20 protein-coding genes, 1 tRNA gene and 1 rRNA gene are annotated in these 21,293 nt (G+C 67.8%); 14 read left to right on the forward strand and 8 right to left on the reverse strand.

Annotated features, from left to right (window positions below; translation table 11 throughout):
• Positions 1-43 precede the first annotated feature (43 nt).
• On the forward strand, positions 44-1,189 hold the full coding sequence (locus ACSVC7_RS02010) for a DUF3095 family protein (RefSeq protein WP_448204167.1): 1,146 nt from the start codon (positions 44-46) through the stop codon (positions 1,187-1,189).
• Here the strand turns inward: ACSVC7_RS02010 and ACSVC7_RS02015 are convergent.
• The gene (locus tag ACSVC7_RS02015; RefSeq protein WP_448204168.1) at positions 1,186-1,635 is read right to left on the reverse strand and encodes a YccF domain-containing protein; all 450 of its coding nucleotides are present in this window, start codon (positions 1,633-1,635) and stop codon (positions 1,186-1,188) included. The genes ACSVC7_RS02010 and ACSVC7_RS02015 overlap by 4 nt on opposite strands.
• A 233-nt stretch (positions 1,636-1,868) precedes the next feature.
• On the opposite strand from ACSVC7_RS02015, the gene ACSVC7_RS02020 reads away from it, so the two are divergent.
• Positions 1,869-2,432: a hypothetical protein gene (locus ACSVC7_RS02020; protein ID WP_448204169.1), complete on the forward strand. Its 564-nt coding sequence runs from the start codon at positions 1,869-1,871 to the stop codon at positions 2,430-2,432.
• Positions 2,433-2,620: 188 nt separating this feature from the next.
• Positions 2,621-3,364: an alpha/beta fold hydrolase gene (locus tag ACSVC7_RS02025; RefSeq protein WP_448204170.1), complete on the forward strand. Its 744-nt coding sequence runs from the start codon at positions 2,621-2,623 to the stop codon at positions 3,362-3,364.
• A 132-nt stretch (positions 3,365-3,496) separates the two neighbouring features.
• On the opposite strand, the gene ACSVC7_RS02030 is transcribed toward ACSVC7_RS02025, so the two are convergent.
• On the reverse strand, positions 3,497-4,156 hold the full coding sequence (locus tag ACSVC7_RS02030; RefSeq protein WP_448204190.1) for a LuxR C-terminal-related transcriptional regulator: 660 nt from the start codon (positions 4,154-4,156) through the stop codon (positions 3,497-3,499).
• A gap of 223 nt (positions 4,157-4,379) precedes the next feature.
• A complete protein-coding gene (locus ACSVC7_RS02035) occupies positions 4,380-5,069 on the reverse strand; it encodes a LuxR C-terminal-related transcriptional regulator (RefSeq protein WP_448204171.1) in 690 nt (229 codons plus the stop codon).
• A 556-nt stretch (positions 5,070-5,625) separates the two neighbouring features.
• Between ACSVC7_RS02035 and ACSVC7_RS02040 the strand changes: the two genes are divergently transcribed.
• From ACSVC7_RS02040 to ACSVC7_RS02060, 5 genes are all read left to right on the forward strand, one after another.
• Positions 5,626-7,923, forward strand: a complete 2,298-nt coding sequence (locus ACSVC7_RS02040; RefSeq protein ID WP_448204172.1) for an ATP-dependent helicase — start codon at positions 5,626-5,628, stop codon at positions 7,921-7,923.
• Between the two features lie 90 nt (positions 7,924-8,013).
• Entirely contained in the window at positions 8,014-9,210 is a 1,197-nt protein-coding gene (locus ACSVC7_RS02045; protein ID WP_448204173.1) for a hypothetical protein, read from the forward strand.
• Positions 9,211-9,321: 111 nt separating this feature from the next.
• Positions 9,322-10,236: a 50S ribosomal protein L11 methyltransferase gene (locus ACSVC7_RS02050; RefSeq protein ID WP_448204174.1), complete on the forward strand. Its 915-nt coding sequence runs from the start codon at positions 9,322-9,324 to the stop codon at positions 10,234-10,236.
• A gap of 110 nt (positions 10,237-10,346) precedes the next feature.
• Entirely contained in the window at positions 10,347-10,811 is a 465-nt protein-coding gene (locus ACSVC7_RS02055) for a tellurite resistance TerB family protein (protein WP_448204175.1), read from the forward strand.
• A gap of 324 nt (positions 10,812-11,135) precedes the next feature.
• Positions 11,136-14,396 carry a bifunctional diguanylate cyclase/phosphodiesterase gene (locus ACSVC7_RS02060; RefSeq protein ID WP_448204176.1) on the forward strand — a complete coding sequence of 1,087 codons (3,261 nt, stop codon included), beginning with the start codon at positions 11,136-11,138 and terminating at the stop codon, positions 14,394-14,396.
• 26 nt (positions 14,397-14,422) lie between these two features.
• Here ACSVC7_RS02060 and radC read toward each other — a convergent pair whose 3' ends face one another.
• The 3 genes from radC to sfsA form a co-directional block, all read right to left on the reverse strand.
• A complete protein-coding gene (gene radC, locus ACSVC7_RS02065) occupies positions 14,423-15,172 on the reverse strand; it encodes a RadC family protein (protein WP_448204177.1) in 750 nt (249 codons plus the stop codon).
• 146 nt (positions 15,173-15,318) lie between these two features.
• Positions 15,319-16,149 (reverse strand): type I methionyl aminopeptidase, encoded by an 831-nt coding sequence (map, locus tag ACSVC7_RS02070; RefSeq protein ID WP_448204178.1) that lies wholly within the window; start codon positions 16,147-16,149, stop codon positions 15,319-15,321.
• A 92-nt stretch (positions 16,150-16,241) separates the two neighbouring features.
• Positions 16,242-16,982 (reverse strand): DNA/RNA nuclease SfsA, encoded by a 741-nt coding sequence (sfsA, locus tag ACSVC7_RS02075; protein ID WP_448204179.1) that lies wholly within the window; start codon positions 16,980-16,982, stop codon positions 16,242-16,244.
• Between the two features lie 88 nt (positions 16,983-17,070).
• Between sfsA and ACSVC7_RS02080 the strand changes: the two genes are divergently transcribed.
• Both ACSVC7_RS02080 and ACSVC7_RS02085 read left to right on the forward strand, forming a co-directional pair.
• Entirely contained in the window at positions 17,071-17,868 is a 798-nt protein-coding gene (locus ACSVC7_RS02080) for a competence/damage-inducible protein A (protein ID WP_448204180.1), read from the forward strand.
• A gap of 110 nt (positions 17,869-17,978) precedes the next feature.
• Positions 17,979-18,224 (forward strand): hypothetical protein, encoded by a 246-nt coding sequence (locus tag ACSVC7_RS02085; protein ID WP_448204181.1) that lies wholly within the window; start codon positions 17,979-17,981, stop codon positions 18,222-18,224.
• A 21-nt stretch (positions 18,225-18,245) separates the two neighbouring features.
• On the opposite strand, the gene ACSVC7_RS02090 is transcribed toward ACSVC7_RS02085, so the two are convergent.
• On the reverse strand, positions 18,246-18,413 hold the full coding sequence (locus tag ACSVC7_RS02090; protein ID WP_448204182.1) for a hypothetical protein: 168 nt from the start codon (positions 18,411-18,413) through the stop codon (positions 18,246-18,248).
• Between the two features lie 190 nt (positions 18,414-18,603).
• Here ACSVC7_RS02090 and ACSVC7_RS02095 point away from each other — a divergent pair.
• Positions 18,604-18,688: transfer RNA gene (locus tag ACSVC7_RS02095), tRNA-Leu, on the forward strand.
• Between the two features lie 174 nt (positions 18,689-18,862).
• Here ACSVC7_RS02095 and ACSVC7_RS02100 read toward each other — a convergent pair.
• A complete protein-coding gene (locus ACSVC7_RS02100) occupies positions 18,863-19,750 on the reverse strand; it encodes a DMT family transporter (RefSeq protein ID WP_448204183.1) in 888 nt (295 codons plus the stop codon).
• A gap of 115 nt (positions 19,751-19,865) precedes the next feature.
• Between ACSVC7_RS02100 and ACSVC7_RS02105 the strand changes: the two genes are divergently transcribed.
• From ACSVC7_RS02105 to ACSVC7_RS02115, 3 genes are all read left to right on the forward strand, one after another.
• The gene (locus ACSVC7_RS02105) at positions 19,866-20,204 is read left to right on the forward strand and encodes an acyl carrier protein (RefSeq protein WP_448204184.1); all 339 of its coding nucleotides are present in this window, start codon (positions 19,866-19,868) and stop codon (positions 20,202-20,204) included.
• A gap of 111 nt (positions 20,205-20,315) precedes the next feature.
• Positions 20,316-20,744: a DUF1489 family protein gene (locus tag ACSVC7_RS02110; RefSeq protein WP_448204185.1), complete on the forward strand. Its 429-nt coding sequence runs from the start codon at positions 20,316-20,318 to the stop codon at positions 20,742-20,744.
• 452 nt (positions 20,745-21,196) lie between these two features.
• A 16S ribosomal RNA gene (locus tag ACSVC7_RS02115) occupies positions 21,197-21,293 on the forward strand; the annotation flags it as partial.

The raw sequence follows: 21,293 nt of genomic DNA on the forward strand, positions 1-21,293 counted from the left end.
GTGCCGGATGGGTATGCGCCCCCCTCATGGCCGGAGCAACGCCATGCGCTTGCCGTCCATCCATGACTTCGCTGCCGAGGCGACGGATCCCGACCGCTACGCTGCGCTGGACGCGGACTGGACGCTGGCGGTCGCCGACGTGGTGGCGAGCACGCGGCTCGCTTCCGAGGGGCGGCACCGCGACGTGAACTTCGTGGCCGCCGCCGTGGTCGCCGTGCTGTCGGAAGCGGTGCGGGAAGGTCCGGAGCCCGCCGCCTGCCAGTTCGGCGGCGACGGGGCCATCGCCGCCGTGCCGCCCGGCCGGGAGGCCGCCGCCGCGGAATCGCTGAGCGCGCTCGCCCACTGGGCTGACAAGGACATGGGCGTGCCGCTCCGCGTCGGGCTGGTTCCGGTCCGGGCGCTGTTGGAAGAGGGGCTGGAGGTGCTGGTGGCGCTGCACGACTTCGGCAACGGCAACGCCTTCGGCCTCTTCCTCGGCAGCGGGGTCGCCGCCGCCGATTCTTGGGTGAAAACCGACCCGCGTTGGCGGCTCGAGCCCCGGGCGGGGCATCTGCCGGGGCTGGAGGGCGTGTCCTGCCGCTGGAACCCCGTGACCACGCGGCGCGGGGTAATCCTCTGCGTCATCGTGGATCCCGTGGCCGGCGGGGCGGAGGGGATGGCGACGCTGGCCCGCGTGCAGGCGGCGATCGAGCGCATCGTGCCGACCTCGGCCGCCGCTCCGCTGGGCATGGGGGAACGGCTGACGGCAAACTGGCCGCCCTCCTGGCGGTCCCTGCGGCTGGAAGCGCGCGCCCGGCCGCGCGGCCGGCGGACCGCCTGCCTTATCTCGGCCCTGGCGAAATCGGCGGTGCTCAGCACGGCCCTGACGCTGCGGTTACGGCTGCCGGGGTTCGACCCCGCCCACTACCGCCGCGCCCTGGCGGAGCGGTCCGACTTCCGCAAGTCGGCCGGCGGCCCCCGCTTCGTCCTGGACGTGACGGAGGAGGAGGCCGCCGCCATCGATGCGCTGCTGCGCGACTATGCCGAAGCCGGGCTGATCCGCTACGGCACCGCGCGGGCGCATGCGACGACGGTGACCTGCCTCGTCGGCGACTTCGCCGCCGACCGCCACGTTCATTTCGTCGACGGCTCGGAACTCGGCTTTTGGCGCGCGTCGATCATGCTGAAGGCGATGAAGGCGCGGGTTTAGGCCCGGCCTCCCATCGCCAGCCGCCGCCGGACCTCGGCCTCTTCGGTCGTGACGATCTGCGTGCCGACCGGCCACAGGGCGAGCGCCGCCAGCTTCAGGTGCGCCCAGGCGAAGGGCAGGCCGATGATGGACAGGGCCAGGGGCACCGCGATCACCAGATGGCCCAGCGCCAGCCACCAGCCGGCCAGCACGAACCACACGACGTTGCCCAGCGTGCCGAGCAGGCCGGTGCCGATATCCTCGCGCCCGCGGAACTCATCCCGGCGGACGGCGGTTTGTCCAAATGGCAACAGCGTGTACCAGGCGATCGTGAGCGCCGACCGCGCCCACGGGATGCCGACGATGGTGACGACCATCAGCATGGCCGCGAGGAGCCATCCCGCGGCCATCCAGATGCCGCCGGTCACCACCCACAGGATGTTGAGCAACAGACTGATCAAGGGCATAGGACGGTCCTCTTTCTGCCCGCAGATGTGGGGCCGCCCGCAGATGTGGGGATGCTGGCCGGTCCGTCACAGAGGCCGGGTCGCGGAAAGTGGCGCGTCGAAAGGGTGGCTTGAAGCCCCGGCCCAGGCACCACAGATGGATTGATTGTAGGGCCTTCGAGAAAAATGCGAGTTCGACAAGAATCGGGGTCCGCGCTGCACGCCATCCAGGGTTCCACCGGATTGGAGGCCGCATGAACGAGGTCCAGAACCACGCCGAGTCCACGGATGCCGTGGCCATGGGCGGCGAATCCGCCAGCATGGCGCCCGTGATCAGCGCCATCCTCGGCACCGCCGTGACCGCGGCGGCCAAGCGGGCGTCCGCCGCCGACGTCGCGCACGGCATCATCGCCGGCCTGCGCCTGCTGCGCTCCGCGGCGGAGGACGAGGCCGGCTACACCATGGCGACGGCCATCGACACGGCGATCCGCACGCGCCTGCTGGTGGAGAACCTGTCGTCCCTGCGCACGACCGGGCACGAGCCCGATCCGGTGCCCTTGCCCCCGCCAGGGCCGGGGGTCGCCATCGCCGGGGCCATCTTCGTCAGCGCGGCGGAATCCTGCCTGACCGTGAACGCCCACGCCGACGACAACGAACCGCTGGAACTGGCCGTCTTCGCCTTCGCGAGCCAGCTTCTCCAGCAGCTCGGCGGCTCGCCGGAATGGCGGATCCTGATGCAGGAGCTGCACCGCCCCTCCGAACGGCGCGACGCGGCTCAGGCGGCGGCCCTGCCGGATGGCGGTGGGACGGTGCATTGAGCACTCCCCCGGGGGTGCCCGGTCCGGCCATTAACGACATTTTAAGCATCTTTTCGTAAGGTCCACGACCACCGTTAGCGCCCTTTCGGGCCTTTTTATGGTACGGGACAGCCTGACGCCCCTTCGTTACGCTTGGCACAAAGGCGGGGGTGAGCCTCGCCAGGAGGAAGCCAACCGGGGGCGAGGCATTGACCATTCACAGCAGCGCCGAGGGGCACGCACGTGACACCCTCGGCATCATGACGGCGGGCGACGGCACCGGGCGTTCCGCAGGACGCGACGCGGGGGCCGGCTGCGCCTTGGCGGGCGATCCGGCGGGGCGCCGCATCGTCATCGTCCACGCCAATTCCAGTGAGGCAAGGGCCTGGGGCCGTCTTCTGCGCTCCGTGCCCGCGGGGCAGGAGTGGGTGGCCGTCGCCCGCCCCGAACCCCGCGACCCACGGCCCGATGCCGGCTCGTCCGTTTCGGGATCGGGTTTGCGACCGCTGCTGGCCGTGCGCCGGGCGCGCAAGCCGCTTCTGGTCGGCTGCGGCACCGGCGTGCCGGTCGCCTTGCGCGCCGCCCTCGACTTTCCGGAATTGGTCGGTGGTCTGCTGCTGATCGACCCGACCGTGGCGGAGCCCGCCCGGCCGAACGTCTTGCGCCGCATCGCCGCCCGCCTCCTGGCCCCCGCCATCCGCAGCACGGCGGCCGAACTTCAGGCCATGGGGCCGACGCTCGGCACCATCCGCGTGCCGGTGACGCTGGTGCAGGGCAAGGAGGAGCCGGCGGGATTCCTCGGCACGCCCTTCCTGGAACAGGCGCTGACCGGCTGCCGCACCCTGACCGTGGTGACCGTGGCCGGCGAGCACGTCCTGCCCACCAAGCACGAATCCGCCGTGCGCGGCGCGCTGGCCGCCCTGGTGGCCTCGGTGGAGCGGGGCGGGGCGTAAACGAATACGCGCGGTGCCCCCTCCCTAACCCTCCCCCGCTCGCGCGGTGGAGGGGACTGCCGCCGCTTTGCCTGAAGCCCCCTCCACCGCCAAAGGCGGGGGAGGGTTGGGGAGGGGGCAGGAACCCTTCCTCTACAGCCCGTTCGCCGTAATCGCCGCCTGCGTCCGGTTGCGCACGCCGAGTTGGCGCAGGATGGCGGTGACGTGCACCTTCACCGTGCCCTCGGTCAGGCCCAGCTCGTGGGCGATCTGCTTGTTCGACTTGCCGTCGCGCAGGCGGGTCAGCACGTCGCGCTGGCGGGGCGTCAGCTGATCGCCGCCGCCGAGATGCCCCAGCGCGTCCTCGCCTGTGCCCGCCGCGGCGAATCCCGCCGGGGACGGGTCCAGAATGCGGTCGCCCCGGATGGCCTGTTCCGGCAGATAGACCCCGCCGGCCAGCACCAGATGCAGGGCGCCCAGCAGAACCTTGGCGCTGCTCGACTTCGGGATGAAGCCGACGGCCCCGTTCTCCACCGCGGCCAGCACGTCGCCGTGCTTCTCCGACGCCGACACCACGACCAGCAGCGCGCGGGGAAGCCGCTGATGAATATCCCCCAGCGCTTCGAACCCGGTCCAGCCGGGCATGCTGAGGTCGAGAAGGATCAGGTCGAAATCCGTGCCGCTGTCGCACAGCCGCCGGACCTCGTCGAAGGAACACGCCTCGAAGAACGTCATGTTCTCGTTCGACTGCGCCAGCAGGCGGCGCAGACCATCCCGGAAAAGCAGATGGTCGTCGGCCAGCAGAACGGTCAGAGCGGGTTTCGCCTGGGTGTCGGGAATGGTGTTCATCGTCGCTGCGCCGCACAATCGAAACATTTCGGAACGTCTCGAACAGCTTAGACGAGCCCGCCATAGGGGGAAGAGCGCCTTTGGTCTTATGGCTCCACTCCTATGGGTGCGGCGCACAAAAAAGCAGGACGCCGGTCGCGGGATGGCGCGGCCGGCGTCCTGGATGCCGGTGTCGGAAAGGCGCGGTTTACACCACGCTGGCGCCGACGCCCGCGGCTTCGGCCGGCTGGTCGCCGATGCCGTTGTTCAGCGCCCAGATGGCCGCCTGGGTGCGGTTGGAGGCGTTGATCTTGCGCAGCAGGCTCTTCAGATGGACCTTCACCGTCGCCTCCGTGATGTGGAGGTGGTTGGCGATCATCTTGTTGGAGTTGCCGTTCAGCAGGCAGCGCAGGATCTGGATTTCGCGCTGGGACAGGCCCTTGCGGCGGGCCGGGACCTCGGTAGCCATCTCCTCGGTGCGGCCGTTGACCAGCAGCTCGGCCAGATGGGTCGGGAACACCTTCTCGCCCATCATCACCAGCTTCAGCGACTGCATCAGCGCTTCCGGCGCGATGTCCTTCATCAGATAGCCGTCGGCCCCCGCGCCCAGCGCGCCCGACAGGCGGCGGGTGCACAGGTCGGAGGTCAGGATGACGATGCGGATCTCCGGATGCTCGGCCCGCACCCCACGCATCAGGTCCACCTCCTCGTCACCGCCGCTGGCGAGGTCGATCAGGATCAGATCGGGGCGGGTGCTGGCCGTTTCCACCGCCGGAACGCCATCGCGCAGGCTGCCGGCCTCGCCCATCACCTTGAACGGCGTGCTCTCGAACAGCCGCTTCATGCCTTCGCGGAAGAGCTTGTTCGCATCGATGAGGAAAACGTTCACGGGATCCATTGTCTCTACCCGCCTTCTGTTCGGTTCAAGTCGGTTGCGCGTTAGGCTCCTCCGTGGACCCCCGGTTTGGGGAAGGCCGCTGCTTCGGACCTTTGCCCGTTCGGCTCCGGGGTGCCACGATTTGACGGTACCTTACCCCAGATTTGCGGGATCGAAAATTTCTCCAAAGGAGAAGTTCTGCCCAGCAATGGACATATGCCCTAAGCCAAAATAAGACAAAACGCACGTCGGTTGGTCGCCTCATGCTGATTGTGGAATAACCGCTGAGAATATCTTGTCGGGGTGCCTGTGAAATATTGGTGATGATGACGGATCATCGGGAACGATTCTCGACGGGACTTCTTTCGGCTGGTCTAGGACGGGTACCGAGACATGTGACTTTGGTGAAGAGGGCACAGGCCATTTCTCCGCGCGCCTATGCTCGGCCATTTGGCCGGTTTTGGCTGCCCTTCATCAAGGGAAGGGGTTCGATGCCGCCTCGCGCGTGCTATATACGGGACCGCCCCTGGAAACTGGTGTTGCCTGGAAACTGGTGTTGCCCGGAAATTGGTGCTGAATGTCCGATCCCTACGCCTATGACGACCCGCTGAGCCACGCGTCCGCTCCGGCCCCCACGCCGATGCAGCGCTTCGCCTATCTCGACGGCCTGAACCCGGTCCAGAGGGAGGCGGTGGAGGCTCTGGACGGCCCGGTGCTGGTGCTGGCCGGCGCCGGCACGGGCAAGACGCGGGTGCTGACGACGCGGCTGGCGCATCTGCTGATGACGCGGCGCGCGGCGGCTTTCCAAATCCTGGCGGTGACCTTCACCAACAAGGCCGCCCGCGAGATGCGGGAGCGCGTCGCCCATCTGGTGGGGATCGAGCCGGAGGGCTGGTGGCTCGGCACCTTCCACGCGCTGGCCGCGCGCATCCTGCGTCGCCATGCGGAGCTGGTGGGGCTGAAGTCCAACTTCACCATCCTCGACACCGACGACCAGATCCGCCTGATCAAGCAGCTTCTGGAGGCGGAGAACGTCGATTCGAAGAAGTGGCCGGCCCGTCAGGTGCTGGGCGTGATCGAGCGCTGGAAGGACCGCGGCCTGACCCCGGACCGGCTGGGCGAGGCCGATGGCGGCGACGTGGCCGGCGGGCGCGTGGTGTCGATCTACCGCCAGTACCAGGACCGGCTGCGCACGCTGAACGCCTGCGACTTCGGCGATCTTCTGCTGCACAACATCGAGATCTTTCAGAAGCACCCGGACGTCCTGGCCGAATACCATCGCAAGTTCAAGTACGTGCTGGTGGACGAATACCAGGACACCAACGTCGCGCAATATCTGTGGCTGCGCATCCTCTCCCAGGCGCACAAGAACATCTGCTGCGTGGGCGACGAGGATCAGTCGATCTACGCCTGGCGCGGCGCGGAGATCGGCAACATCCTGCGCTTCGAGGCCGACTTCCCCGGCGCCAAGGTCATCAAGCTGGAGCAGAACTACCGTTCCACCGGGCACATCCTGGCCGCCGCCTCCGGCCTGATCGCCAACAACAAGGGGCGGCTGGGCAAGACGCTGTGGACGCAGGCCGACGGCGGCGAGCCGATCCGCGTGCGCGGCGTCTGGGACGGCGAGGAGGAGGCCCGCTGGATCGGCGACGAGATCGAGGCGTTGCAGCGCCAGGGCGTGCCGCTCTCCCAGATCGCCGTGCTGGTCCGCGCCGGCTTCCAGACCCGCGAGTTCGAAGAGCGCTTCATCACGCTGGGCCTTCCCTACCGCGTGATCGGCGGCCCGCGCTTCTACGAGCGGCAGGAAATCCGCGACGCCATGGCCTATTTCCGCGTCGTGCACTCGCCCGACGACGACCTCGCCTTCGAGCGCATCATCAACGTGCCCAAGCGCGGCATCGGGCCGGCGGCGCTGCAATGCCTCTATCAGGCGGCGCGCACGCGCGGCGTCTCGCTGACCGAGGGCGGCTGGGCACTGACCGAAACCGACGAGCTGAAACCGAAGGTGCGCGGCACCGTCCGCACGCTGCTCCAGGACTTCTTCCGCTGGCGCACGCTGATGGCGACCATGCCGCACACCGATCTGGCGCGCATGATCCTGGACGAGTCCGGCTACACCCGCATGTGGCAGGAGGACAAGACGCCCGAGGCGCCCGGCCGGCTGGAGAACCTGAAGGAACTGATCACCGCCATGGCGGAGTTCGAGAACTTCTCCGGCTTCCTGGAGCATGTCGCGCTGGTGATGGAGAACGCCGAGGCGTCGGGCATCGAGCAGGTCACGGTGATGACGCTGCACGGCGCCAAGGGGCTGGAGTTCGACATGGTCTTCCTGCCCGGCTGGGAGGAGGGCGTGTTCCCCAACCAGCGCGCGCTGGACGAGACCGGCATCGCCGGGCTGGAGGAGGAGCGGCGCCTCGCCTACGTCGGGCTGACCCGCGCCCGCAAGCGCGCCTACATCAGCCATGCGGCCAATCGGCGGCTTTACGGCAACTGGGTCAGCGCCATCCCCTCCCGCTTCGTGGACGAGCTTCCCTCCGACGATGTGGAGGCGGAAGCGGCGAGCGGCCTTTACGCCGGTGGAGGCGGTGGGGCCGGGAGCTTCCGCGACTCGCCGGCCTATTCGGCCTTCCGCAACGCCTCGCGCCAGCAGCCCCCGGCCCCGCGCACCATCACGCTGGACGGCGGCGCCTACCATGTCGAGCAGCGCCCGCGCCCCAACGCGCCCTTCCCCAAGGGGGCGCGGGTGTTCCACCAGAAGTTCGGCTACGGCACCGTCACGGCGGTGGAGCAGGACAAGCTGGAGATCGACTTCGACCACGCGGGCGTGAAGAAGGTCATGGACAGCTTCGTGGTCCCGGCGGACAAGGCGGGGTGAGGCCTTCTGTGACGGCCGTCACAGCGAAAGAGGTTGCCAACACGTAAATTCCAGTTTCAAAGTTGCAAAAATCCGCCGGAAGCCCAACCCGTGTTCGGTACCACCAGCACCCGCTTCGAAGTCCAGGTCCGCCGCGAGGGGCGCTGGGTGATCGAGGGCTCCTTCCAGGAGGAGGGCGCCGCGATGTCCAGCGCGCGCGTCCAGATGACCACCGGCGGGGCGGAGGAGGTGAAGATCACCAAATTCCGGTCCTTGGCGGGCGTCGTTCTGGAACGCATCATCTTCCAGAAGTCGGTTCCGGTGGTGAAGGAAAAGCCGCTCCTCCTCGGCGGCACGGCGGAGGGGGCGCCCTTCTGTCAAGCTCCCGATGACCTGTACGGCTTCGAGGCGCGCGTGGTGATGGGGCGCCTGCTGCGCCATTTTCTCGACAAGTTCCAGATCTCCCCGACCGAGCTTCTGCATTCCTGGAGCTACATCCGAAAGCTGGAGGACCAGGGCACGCTGCTGGGTGCCGCCATCCACGCCGTGGCGCGCCACCACGCCGACGTCCACGGCACGCCGGTTCCGGCGCGGGTGAAGGAACTGCGCGCCCTTGCCGACGTGGTCGCGGCCCGCGCCCGCGATTTCCACGCCGAGCGCAAGCGCCTGCCGGACTTCGACCCCAGGGATCTCCCCGCCTCCAGCCGCGCCATCGACGCGGCGGTGGGGGAGGACGGGCACGACGCGGTCTTCCTGGGCCAGCTTGTGCTGCACCTCGCCAACCGGAACTCGCTGATGGGCAAGCTGGACAGCTTGCTCGACCTGCTTCACGAGGATTCGGAGCCCCGCCATTTCCTGCTGATCGACGGGGTGATGGCGGACGTGCTGGGCTCGGTCGATGTGGTGAAGGACCTGCTGGGGGACCAGCCGAACCTCGCCATGGGGCTGTGCGTGATGGCCGACCATCTGCTCGGCCGCGATCCCACCCCGGACGCCCAGCCGGTCCACCCGATGTTCACCCGCATCGGCGACCTGATCGTGCACGGCCGCGCGCCCGGCTGCCAGGCCGTGCTGGTGGAGCGCATCCGCCGGTCGCTGGACGGCAACCAGCCCCTCGACCGCCGCGACCGCAAGGCGGAGGCCCTGCTGGTGGACCAGCTTTCCACCCGGCTGAAGGACGGGCAGGGCCGGGTGATCGGCGGCCTGGAGTCCGAAAAGGCGCTCGCCCGCCGCCTTGTCCGGCACCGCCAGACCATCCTGCGCGAGCAGGGCATGCACGACATCGCCGACCGCCTGTCGGGCCGGTGAGCGCCTTGTAAAAAAACCCACCAGGCGGACGCCTGTGAAAAACTTTGTGTCTTGATGACCAAGTGGTAAAACCGGGGCCGTAGCGACGATTTTCCCGGAAAGCCGCCCCTCATGTCCCGCACCAAGCTCTGGCGCATCGCCCTTGTCGTTCCCGAGGCCCACGCTCCCGCCTTCGCCGAGGCGGTGGGTGATCAAGCCGACGCGGTTTCGACGTTCGAGCTGGAGGAGGGCGGGGCCTGGCTGGTCGAGGCCACCCTCTACGGGCAGCCGGACGAGGCGCGGCTGAACGCCCGCGTCGCCGTGCTGGCCCAGGCGGTGGACATCCCCGAGCCGAAGCTGATCGTCGAGGAACTGCCCAGCATCGACTGGGTGTCGCACAGCTACCAGGGCTTCCCGCCGATCCAGGCCGGGCGCTTCTTCGTGCACGGCTCGCACCACGAGGGCGTCGTGCCGGCTGGCAGCATCCCGCTGCTGGTCGACGCCGCGACCGCCTTCGGCACGGGGGAGCATGGGTCCACCAACGGGTGCCTGCAGGCGCTCGACCGTCTGGCCCGCCGCCTGCGGCTGCCGCGCAGCGGCCGGGGCGGGGCGCTCGACATGGGCTGCGGCTCCGGCATCCTGGCGCTGGCCGTCGCCAAGCGCTGGGGCATCCCCGTCACCGCCGTGGACATTGACCCGGAGGCGGTGCGCGTCACCCGCGTCAACGCCGCCATCAACGGCGTGAAGTCCCGCATCCGCTCTCAGGGCGGCGACGGCTACCACACCCCCATCGTGGGCAAGCACAAGCCCTACGGCCTGATCACCGCCAACATCCTGGCCCGTCCGCTGGCCCGCATGGCGCCGCAGCTCCGCCGCCACCTGCAGCCGGGCGGGTACACGGTCCTGGCCGGCCTGCTGAACCGGCAGGAACGCCACGTCATCCAGGCCCACCGCACCCAGGGCCTGCACCTCGTCTCCCGCATCCCGGTCGGGGAGTGGACGACGCTGGTGATGAAGCGCCCGAAGCGCACCCCCGCCAAGCGCTGATCCGGGGGCGCTAATCAGGGGCGCTAATCCGGGGCGCTCCCGCCCAGGTCTGGCCTTCCGTTCTCCGCGGTCCATCTTCCTGTGAAATTGGAAGGATTCGCGGAGGACCGATGCTGAACCGGATCAGGGCTCTGTTCCACGAAACCGACCCTGGCGCCGCCGACCGCAACACGCTCCAGGCGGCCGCGGCGGCGCTTCTGGTCGAGGCGGCGCGCACCGACAACACCATTACCGCGCCGGAGCGCGAACGCATCCTCGACGTCACGCGCCGCCACTTCAACCTGACCGAGGAAGAGGCGCAGGACCTGCTGTCCTCCGCCGTGTTCGATACGGAAGGGGCCTCGCCCTACTACCGCTACATCAGCGTCATCAACGACCATTGCCCGCCCGACAAGCGGCTGTGGATCATCGAGATGCTGTGGGAGGTCGCCTACGCGGACGGCGACCTGAACGACCTGGAAGCCAACCTGCTGCGCCGCATCGGCGGCCTGCTGCACGTCTCCGACGTGGAGCGCGGGCAGGCGCGCAAGCGCGTCCTGGAACGGCTCAACCTGCCCCAGGACACCGGCCTGTAGACCGGACAGGATTGTCGGAAGCCGCCGGGCCGGAACGGGACGGGTCGCCCGTTCCGGTGCCTGCGACGCGCGTCCTTTAACCATATCCAACGCCATTAGCCCCACCGGAAACCGGGAATTCTCTTTTTCCGGCGTGGGAACGTGCTATCCTCATACTTTGATATCAAAGCGTTGCGCCGAGGATCCGAAAGGTGGAGGAGGGCAGTCAATTCGTCGCGCCCTGGTCAACGCGAACGTCTTGCCGATTCCGTGTTGCGCGCATTAATCAAAGAGCATGAACGCGCCCGGGCGATCTATTCGGACGCGGTTCCAGGAGAGCCTTCCTTGTCCGACCCGCCTGTCTTGTCCGACCCGATTGCCGAACTGATGCGCGAGCCGTCCCGTTCCTCCGACGAGGCGCGGCTTTACCGGCTTCAGTTCTTCGCGTCGCTATTCCTGGTAGCAATGCTGGGGCTCGGGCTCGGCGCCTATTTCATCTGGCAGCACTGGACCGACTTCGCGGCCGACCTGCGCCAGACCGAGGCGCGCTACATGGATGAGCAGCGCCACACCCTGGAGCAGGAGCTGGAGAACGCGCGCTCCTACCTCGCCTACATGCGCTCGCGCACCGAACCGCTGCTGAAGGAACAGCTGCGCTCCCAGGTGGACGAGGCCTACAGCATCGCCCAATCCCTTTACGAGCGCGAAAAGGACTACCTGCCGGAAGCCGCGATCAAGGAGTCGATCAAGGAAACCCTGCGCCCGCTGCGCTTCTTCGGCGGGCGCGGTTACTACTTCATCGACGACATGAACGGCACCTGCGTGCTGCTGCCCATCGATCCGCACCGGGAAGGCAGCTCACTGCTCGACAACCGGGACGATGCCGGCAACTACGTCATGCGCAGCCTGCTGCGCGCGGCGCAGGACCCCGAAGCCCAGGGCTTCGCCCGCTACCGCTGGTACGCGCCCGGCAGCCCCTACACGATGGCGGAGAAGTTCACCTACGTGCGCCGGTTCGAGCCGTTCGATTGGCTGATCGGCGCCGGGGAATACACCACCGCGCTTCAGGACAAGTTGCAGCGGGAATCGCTGGACCGCCTGCGCGCCCTGCGCTTTGGGGAGACGGGCTACATCTCCGTGCTGCGCCAGGACGGGCAGGTGCTGCTGTCGCCGACCGCGCCGGCGTCGGAGGGGATGAACGCCCGCGACCTGCCCTGGGAGACGGAGCGCGACCTCGTCAGCCACCTTCTGGAGATCGGCCGGCAGGGCGGCGGGGAGCTGCGCTACAGCTGGGTGCACCCGGTCACCGGGCGGCCGACGCCGAAGATCGCCTATGTGTCGGCGCCGGACGTCTGGGGCTGGGTCCTGATCGCCGGCTTCTACATCGACGACATCGGCAAGGTCATGGAGGTGCGCCGGGCCGAGCTGAGCGACGGCATGGCGCGGCGCGTCCTGACCACGGTGGCGGTTGTGGTCATCGCCCTGGCGGCCTCGGCCGCGCTGTCCTGGCTGGTCACCGGCTGGATCCGGCGGATCGTCGGCAAGTACCGGTCCAGCATGCGGCAGAGCGACAGCATGCTGCGCGAGCGAGCGCGGCAGCTCTACCTCGCCAACTTCTTCGTGGACCATGTGTCGGAAATCGTGGTGCTGGCCGACGCCGGCCTGCGCATCGCCTATGTCAACTCCTTCGGCTGCGAGGCGCTGGGCGCCACGCTGGAGGAACTGGCGGGCGGCCATGCCGACCTGCTGGTGGAGTTCCAGGCGCGCGAGGCGGAGGCGTCGGCCCATTACGAGACGGCCTACCGCACCCGCGACGGCCGCCTGCTGGAACTGGAGGTGACGGCCAGCCGCGTGCTTTACGAGGGCGAGGCCTATTACTGCGCCATCGCCCGCGACATCTCGGAGCGCAAGCGGGCGGAATGGGAACTGCGCCTGTCCGCCAAGGTGTTCGACAACGCCGCCGAGGGCATGGTCGTCACCAACGAAAAGAATCGCATCGTCGCCGTGAACGACGCCTTCTGCCGCATCACCGGCTACAGCCGCGAGGAGGTGATCGGCGAGGATCCCGGCAAGCTCGCGTCCGGGGAGCAGGACATCGACTTCTACGGCGAGATGTGGGCGAAGCTGAACGAGGCCGGGCATTGGTCCGGCGAGATCTGGAACAAGCGCAAGTCGGGAGAGGTCTATCCGGAGTGGCTGTCCATCCAGGTCGTGCGCAACGAGGCGGGGGAGGTCGTCAACTACATCGCCGCCTTCTCCGACATCACCGAGAAGCGCGCGCAGGAGGAGCGGATCCGCCACCTCGCCCAGTATGACTTCCTGACCAACCTGCCCAACCGCTTCCTGCTGCGCGACCGGCTGGAACGCGCGATGCTCGTCGCCGACCGGCACGGCAAGAAGGTCGGGCTGCTGTTCGTGGACCTGGACCGCTTCAAGACGATCAACGACAGCCTTGGGCACGGGATCGGCGACAAGCTGCTGCGCGAGGTGGGCGCCCGCCTGACCGAGACGGTGCGGGCCAGCGACACGGTCAGCCGCCAGGGCGGCGACGAGTTCGTCATCATGGTCAGCGACCTGGACAGCGCCGACGCCGCCTGCGCGGTGGCCCGAACGGTGATGCGGGCGATGGCGGAACCCTTCGCCGTGGAGGGGCACGAGCTGCCGATCTCCCCGTCCATCGGCATCGCCATCTATCCGGACGACGGCCACAGCATCGACGCGCTGATGAAGAGCGCGGACATGGCGATGTACGCCGCCAAGGAGGCCGGCCGCGCCAACTACCAGTTCTTCACGCCGGAGCTGAACGAGCGCGCGTCCCAGCGCATGTGGCTGGAAAGCAACCTGCGCCACGCGCTCGCCAACAACGAGATGGAGCTGCATTTCCAGCCGCAGTTCTCGGTGGACGGCCGCCGGTTGGTGGGGGCGGAGGCGCTGGTGCGCTGGCGCCGCCCGGACGGCACGCTGATCCCGCCCGGCCAGTTCATCCCGGTGGCCGAGGACACGGGCCTGATCCTGCCGCTGGGCGACTGGGTGCTGGGCGAGGCCTGCCGCCGCGCGGCCGAGCTGATCGCGCGCAACCACGAGCTGCTGATCGCCATCAACCTGTCCGCGGTGCAGATGCGCCGCCCCGGCCTGGCGGAGCGGGTGGCCTTCTGGATGTCGGCCTACAACGTGCCGGGCCATTGCCTGGAATTGGAGGTGACGGAAAGCGTGCTGATGGACGATTCCGACATGGTCGCCAACACCTTCGCGCGGCTGCGCGAGATGGGCGTGGCGCTGGCCATCGACGATTTCGGCACCGGCTATTCCAGCCTCAGCTACCTGAAGCGCTTCCGCGTGGACAAGCTGAAGATCGACCGCTCCTTCGTGCTGGGCCTGACCGACGGCTCCGACGGCGGCGCGATCACGGAGGCGATCATCGGCATGGCGCGGTCCCTGCGCATGCAGACCATCGCGGAGGGCGTGGAGACGGAGGAGCAGTTCGGCTGCCTCGCCCGGCTCGGCTGCGACCAGATCCAGGGGTTCCTGCTGGCCCGGCCGATGCCCTTCAACGACTTCGCCGCCTTCATCGACCGTCAGGCCGCGATCCTGGAAGCGGTGGAGTAGCCGTCCCGGCCGCAACATCAGCCCGGCTACATCAGTCCTTGGGCCTTGAAGCTGGCGTGCTTGCCCTTGCCGATGATGATGTGGTCGTGGACCATGATGCCCAGGGCGTGGCCGGCGCGCACGATCTCCTTGGTCATCTCGATGTCGGCGCGGCTGGGCGTCGGGTCGCCGGACGGATGGTTGTGCACCAGGATGATGGCCGAGGCCGACAGCTCCAGCGCGCGCTTCACCACCTCGCGCGGGTAGACGGGCGTGTGGTCCACCGTGCCGGTCTGCTGCACCTCGTCGGCGATCAGCTTGTTCTTGCGGTCCAGGAACAGCAGCCGGAACTGCTCCGTCGGCGCGTGCGCCATGGCGGCCGTGCAGTATTCCAACAGCGCCTGCCAGGAGGCCAGCACCGGCCGGTTGATGACCTGCTGCCGCATCCCGCGCAACGCCGCCGCCCCGACCACCCGCACCATGGCGACCGCCTTGTCGGAGGCAAGCGACACCCCATCCACGCTGTAGCCGCGCAGCCGCTCCGGCGGCGCGTTCACCACGCCCCACAGGTCCCCGAACGCCTTGATCAGCGTCTTGGCGAGCGGCTTCACGTCGCGGCGCGGGTTGACCGCGAAAAGGATCATCTCCAGCAGCTCATAGTCCTGGAGCGCGTCCGGCCCACCCTGCAGGAAGCGTGCGTAGAGGCGCGCGCGGTGGCCCTGGTGATGGGCCTCGTCCCCGCCGGGCGGCTCCGCCACCGGTCCCAGGAGATCCGGTGCGAACCCCGCGTCCGCCATGCCCTTTCTGGTTTTGCTCCCCGCCATGCCCAGCGCTGCCCTACATAGGTGTGCGCCGGACTATACCTCTTCCGCGGGAAATTCAAACCGGGCAACGCGCGCCGGGTGGCCGGCGCGCGCCGAGGCCGAACGGGACGGTCAAACCGTCAAACCGCCGCGGCCTCTTCGGCCGGGAGCGCATAGGGCGGCTTGTGGAAGCCGGCGGGGGACAGGGTGAAGATCTCGCAGCCGTCCTTGGTCACGCCGATGGAATGCTCGAACTGGGCGGACAGCGACTTGTCCTTGGTCACGGCGGTCCAGCCGTCGCCCAGGATCTTCACGTCGTAGCGGCCGGCGTTGATCATCGGCTCGATGGTGAAGAACATGCCTTCCTTCAGCACGACGCCGGTGCCGGGGTTGCCGAAATGCAGGACCGACGGCGGCTCGTGGAAGACGCGTCCCAGGCCGTGCCCGCAGAAATCGCGCACGACCGAAAAGCGGTGGCTTTCGGCGTAGGTCTGGATGGCGTGGCCGACGTCGCCCAGCGTGGCGCCGGGCTTCACCTGCCGGATGCCGATCATCAGCGCCTCGTGGGTCACGTCCACCAGCTTCTTCGCCTTCACGCTGACGTCGCCGCACAGGTACATGCGGCTGCTGTCGCCGTACCAGCCGTCCAGGATGGGCGTCACGTCGATGTTCAGGATGTCGCCGTTCATCAGGCGCTTGTCGCCGGGGATGCCGTGGCAGACCACATGGTTGACGGAAATGCAGTTCGCCCGCGGGAAGCCCCGGTAGCCCAGCGGTGCCGGGATGCCGCCGTGGTCGCGGATATACTGTTCCAGCAGCCGGTCCAACTCGCCGGTGCTGACGCCGGGCTGCACATAGGGCGTGATGAAGTCGAGCGTGGCGGCGGCCAGCCGTCCGGCCCGTCGCATGCCCTCGAACTCCTCCGGCCCGTGGATCCGGATGCGATGGGAATCGAGGTCGTTGTGGTCCAAGAGAGTAGCCCCTGTCAAACAATCGGCCTTGCGGCCTTTCCAAGAAAAACGGTTCATTGCACTCAGACTGGGCGCACTCAGACTGGGCGCACTCAGTCCAGGCGGATCGGCAGCGGCCGGTCGAGTTCGATCAGCTCCGGCGTGATCCTACAGGACCAGCACAGGGCTTCCACACCGGATTCGCGCGCCCGGCGCAAGCCGGCGGCGTAGGTCGGGTCGATGTCCGCGGCAACCCGGAAGTAGGCGCAGTCGGTCCGCTGGACAAGATACACCATGACGGCGCGCGCGCCCTGGCGCACCATCTCGCTCATTTCCTCCAGGTGCTTCGCCCCGCGCGCGGTCACGCAGTCCGGGAACTCCGCGCCACACCCGTCGCCGATGTGGGGCCGGCGCAGATGGACGTTCTTCACCTCCACATAGACGGGCGGGCGCCCCCCGTGCTCCGCATCGTCCTCCAGCAGCACGTCGATGCGGGAGTTCTTGCCGTATTTCACCTCGCGCCGCAGGCGGGGGTAGCCGGCCAGCTCCGGGATCGTGCCGGCGGCGATGGCCGCCGCGACCAGCCCGTTGGGGTGCGACGTGTTGACCCCCACCAGGCATTTTCCATGGGGTCCTCCGTCCGCCTCCACCAGCTCCAGCGTGTGGGCCAGCTTGCGGTTCGGGTTGTCGGAGCGCGACAGCCAGACGGCCGATCCCGGCGCGTCCAGCCCCATCATGCTGCCGGAATTGGGCACATGGGCAGTGACGACCGCGCCGTCCAACTCGACGTCGGCGAGGAACCGCTTGTAGCGGCGGACGAGGCGGCCTTGAAGGAGGGGGGTGGGGAAGCGCATCTTGAAGGCTACGTTAAAGGCGTACCCCTCTTTCCGGCAAGCCCGCCGGGCTATCCCCAACGCCACCGCAGAACGGAGCCCACTCCGCATGTCCACCGCCGCGCCCGCCGCCATCACTCCCAATCCGACTGCCCCCAATCCCACGGCCGCCCTCCTGATCATCGGCAACGAGATCCTGTCCGGCCGCACCAAGGACGCCAACCTGCCGCACATCGCGGAAAAGCTTGGCGAGATCGGCGTCCGCCTGCGCGAGGTCCGCGTCGTCCCGGACGTGGAGGAGGAGATCATCGCGGCGCTGGACGCCCTGCGGGGGCGCTACGGCTACGTCTTCACCACGGGCGGCATCGGCCCGACCCACGACGACATCACCTCCGCCTGCATCGCCAAGGCCTTCGGCGTCGCGCTGGAGCGCAACCCGGAGGCCGTCGCGCGGCTGGAGCGGCACTACGAGCCGGGACAGCTCAACGAGGCGCGGCTGCGCATGGCCAACATCCCCGCGGGCGCCACGCTGATCGACAACCCCATCAGCCAGGCCCCGGGCTTCCAGATCGGCAACGTCTTCGTGATGGCCGGCGTGCCCCGGATCATGCAGGCGATGCTGGACACCATCCTGCCGCGCCTGCAGGGCGGTCCGGCCCTGCACGCCCGCACCGTGGCCTGCGAACTGGCCGAGGGCCGCATCGCGGAGGATCTGGGGGCGCTCCAGGACCGCTATCCCGACCTGGAGATCGGCAGCTATCCCTATTTCCGCAACGGCTTCTTCGGCGTCAGCCTCGTCCTGCGCGGCACCGACGAGACCCGCGTGGAGGCGGCGACGGAGGAACTGGCCGGCATCGTCCGCCGGTTGGGCGGTACCCCGAACGTCACGGTCGGTACGAAAGGGTAGGCGGTCAGCGCAGGGGACCTTGGCCGCAAATCAGAGGGTGCGGCATATTGTCGCTACACTGAACAAATCTATGTTGAGGATCTGGGAGAGACGATGTGAAGCGTCGTGTCATGAAGCCTTTCGAAAAAGCCGCAATCCTGTTCCTGCTGAAGCACCTGCTGTCCGGCGTGGCCGGTGCGGTGGTTCTGGGCACGGGTCTCCTGCTGTTCGACGTCGCCAACCTCGCCACGCTGATCTGGACGAGCGACCACGGCCTTGTGGCCGGGGTGATGCTCTATATGGGGCTGATCGTCACCTTCGGCAGCGTGGCGATGGGCATCGGGGTCATGACCCTGAACGAGGACACGCGCCCCTGACCGAGCCTTCCGATCAGAGCGCTAAAACGGCCCGAACGCCTGATAGGCCCAGATCAGCGCCACGATGACGGCCAGCCAAGCCGCCGCGTAGGGCAGCCACGTGCGCCGGTTGCGAGCCAGCGCCGCCGGAACCACCAGCACGGCCACCATCAACAGGCTGACCAGCCCAAGCCAATTGAACGACTCCATGCTCCGCTCCGGTGAACGTTGAGGTTGCGTGGAAAAAACATGGTGATTCCGCCTGAGGCGCGCACGGTCCTTGACCGAACGCCTCCTGATTGTCTAAGTCAGTCCGGCGGAACGGAAGGCTGCATACGATAATATGCAACCAGGGCGAGCGGGGCCTTCCCCATGCTCGAAGCCGGTCCGCCGGCGGTGAGCGGGCGTGGCGGAATTGGCAGACGCAAGGGACTTAAAATCCCTCACCTATTGGTATGCGGGTTCGAGTCCCGCCGCCCGCACCACACTGAAATCTTTACACAATTTCGCTTGTCACCCGGCAGTCACGGAATTTGTGTTCCCCAAGACGCCATCAGCGTAGGGCCGGCTTTCAGAATGCCTTTTTCTGGTTCCCCGAGGCAAAGGGCGATGGCGTCTTCATCGTCGCAAACCGCCTCAATGCGCTCTGAAAACCGGCCTTAAGAGCGTTTCAGCCGAAGTGCTCCCGTCCCGACGGCCAACCCCAGCAGGACGCAGGCCAGCCCGGCCGCGTGGGCCAGTGTGAATGCCTCGCCCAGGAACAGGACGGAGGCCAGCACCCCCGCAGCCGGGATCAGCCCGGTGAACAGCCCGGCGCGGTTGGCGGGGACGTGGGCGATCCCGCGCATCCACAGAACCACGGCCAGCAGCCCGCTGGACAGCCCCGAGACCACGAACAGCGCCCAGACCCACACGGGCACAAGAGCCGGCTCAAACCCACCGAGCGTGGCGAGCGCTCCCGGCGCCATCATCGCCGTGGACAGCGCGTTTGCCAGAAAAGTGAGGGTGAGCGGCGGCACCCGTCCTCCGAGTCGCCGGGCGAAGACGCCGTACAGCGCCTCCGACAGGACTGCCCCCAGCACCAGCGCATTGCCCACCGCCGAGTCGTCGGGACCGGTGCCGTCGCCCGGCCGCAGGTTCAGGGTCGTCATGCCCAGAACCGCAAGGGTGATGGCGGCCATGCTCCCGCCCGACACGCGCTCGCGCAGAATAAGGGCGGCGCTCAGGGCGGTCATCGCCGGGATGGTGCTGGTGATGATGCCCGCCGCAACCGCGCTGGTGGCGCGCAGCCCGTACAGCAAGAACAGGTTGAATAGCACCATGCCGAACAGTGCCAGCAGCGTCAGGCTGGTCCAGTCCCGCGCCGAGGCGGGCAAGGCTCCGCGCCCTCCCCGTAGAGCGAAGGGGGCCAGCAGCAGCGCGACCATGGCGAACCGCAGGTCTGCGGTCACCAGCGGCGGCACATGGGCGACAATCACCTTGGACGCCGGCACCGACAGTCCGACCAGGATCATCGACAGAGAGAGGTTCACATAGGGTGCGTGCATGCGTCGCACTCTACCAGTGTGGCCCCGTCCAGCCGGAAGCGGCATTTTCACGCAATGATTTTGCAAAGAATGCGTGCCAGACTGTCGCGGCACTTCGCGCTATGAGGGACCGGGTATGTCGGACGCGATCCTTGGGATCACCAATTGGATGCACCTCTTTCGCTGGATCGTAAAGCTGATCCGGGACGAGTACGGCGTCGACGAGAAGATTCTCACCCGCAACGCGCTTCTGGACGGGGGAATCGGCCTCAGCACCGAACAGCTCGAACAGGTGCTCGACCACATCGCGGAGACGTTCGAAATCAACTTTCCGGACGACACGCTGCATGAAACCGTGCGCCTGGAAGACCTCTGCACCCTCGCCAGCTGGATGAAGGGCTTGTACAAGAAGCCCGACTTCGTGACGGCCGACTTCGAAGGGCGCTGCCGCGCCCACAACGCCATTCCCGCCTGACGGGCGATCCGGAGCGGGGAGAAGACTCCGCACGCGGAGCGGCTGGAAACGACGTCGGAACATCCCATCTGGGCAGCGGGTCCTCTCCGCTTCCCAACTCCCGAGCCGTCCATGCCCCTGCATCTGATCAAGCTTGCCGTCGGAATCCGTGACCTTGATCATCTGACCGAGGTTCAGGCGCGCCGGGCCGTCCACAGCGACGGGCGTCCGGTCGTGCCCGTCTACACCCGCCGCGTTCCGAAGCGCGGCGAGGAAATTCTGAACGGCGGCTCGATTTACTGGGTGATCCGCGGCAGCGTCACAGCGCGCCAGCGCGTGCTCGCCATCGACATTGGTGTCGACGAGGAAGGGGAGGGTTACTGCACCCTTGGCCTCGATGCGGAACTGGTTCCGATCGTTCCCACCGCTCATCGTCCTTTCCAGGGCTGGCGCTATCTGGACCCTCAGGCGGCGCCCAAGGATCTGGCGGAGGCCGGCGGGCAGGGGGACGAACTGCCAGCGCATCTCGCCGCCGAGCTGCGGTCGCTTGGTTTGCTGTAGGCCCGCGTACGACATACGGCCCGCCAAGCACCTGGAAACGCTGCGGTCCGCAAAATTTTCATCCACTTGTCAAAAAAGCGCTTGCCTGTCCGGCGGGGCCGCGCCTATAACCCGGTCCACCGACGCGGTGGCCGCTGACGAAGCGCCGCCGGGCCGGGAAACAGATGACAATCTGGCCCTGGCGGCTCACTCCTCATACGGGACTGAGCGCGGGGTTTTGCGGTTCCCCAGGTGGCGCCGCGGGTTCTTGGAAATTGTGGATACCGTGTTGTGAGAAGGGATGCGCAGGCGGCGGTGTTTTGGCCGTTGGCCGCGGACCGGTTCTTCGGAAGGGGGATCGGCATCGCGGGTCGTCTGTAGAGCATCCTGGTCAAGCAGTAAGAGACTTCAGTTTCGAAAGCTTGGGTGAGGGCGCTTGAGGCGACCCTGTCAAGTGAGCTTCGGCTCAGCTTGAACCTGAGAGTTTGATCCTGGCTCAGAACGAACGCTGGCGGCATGCCTAACACATGCAAGTCGAACGAAGGCTTCGGCCTTAGTGGCGCACGGGTG

Source organism: Azospirillum mesophilum (assembly GCF_053470405.2).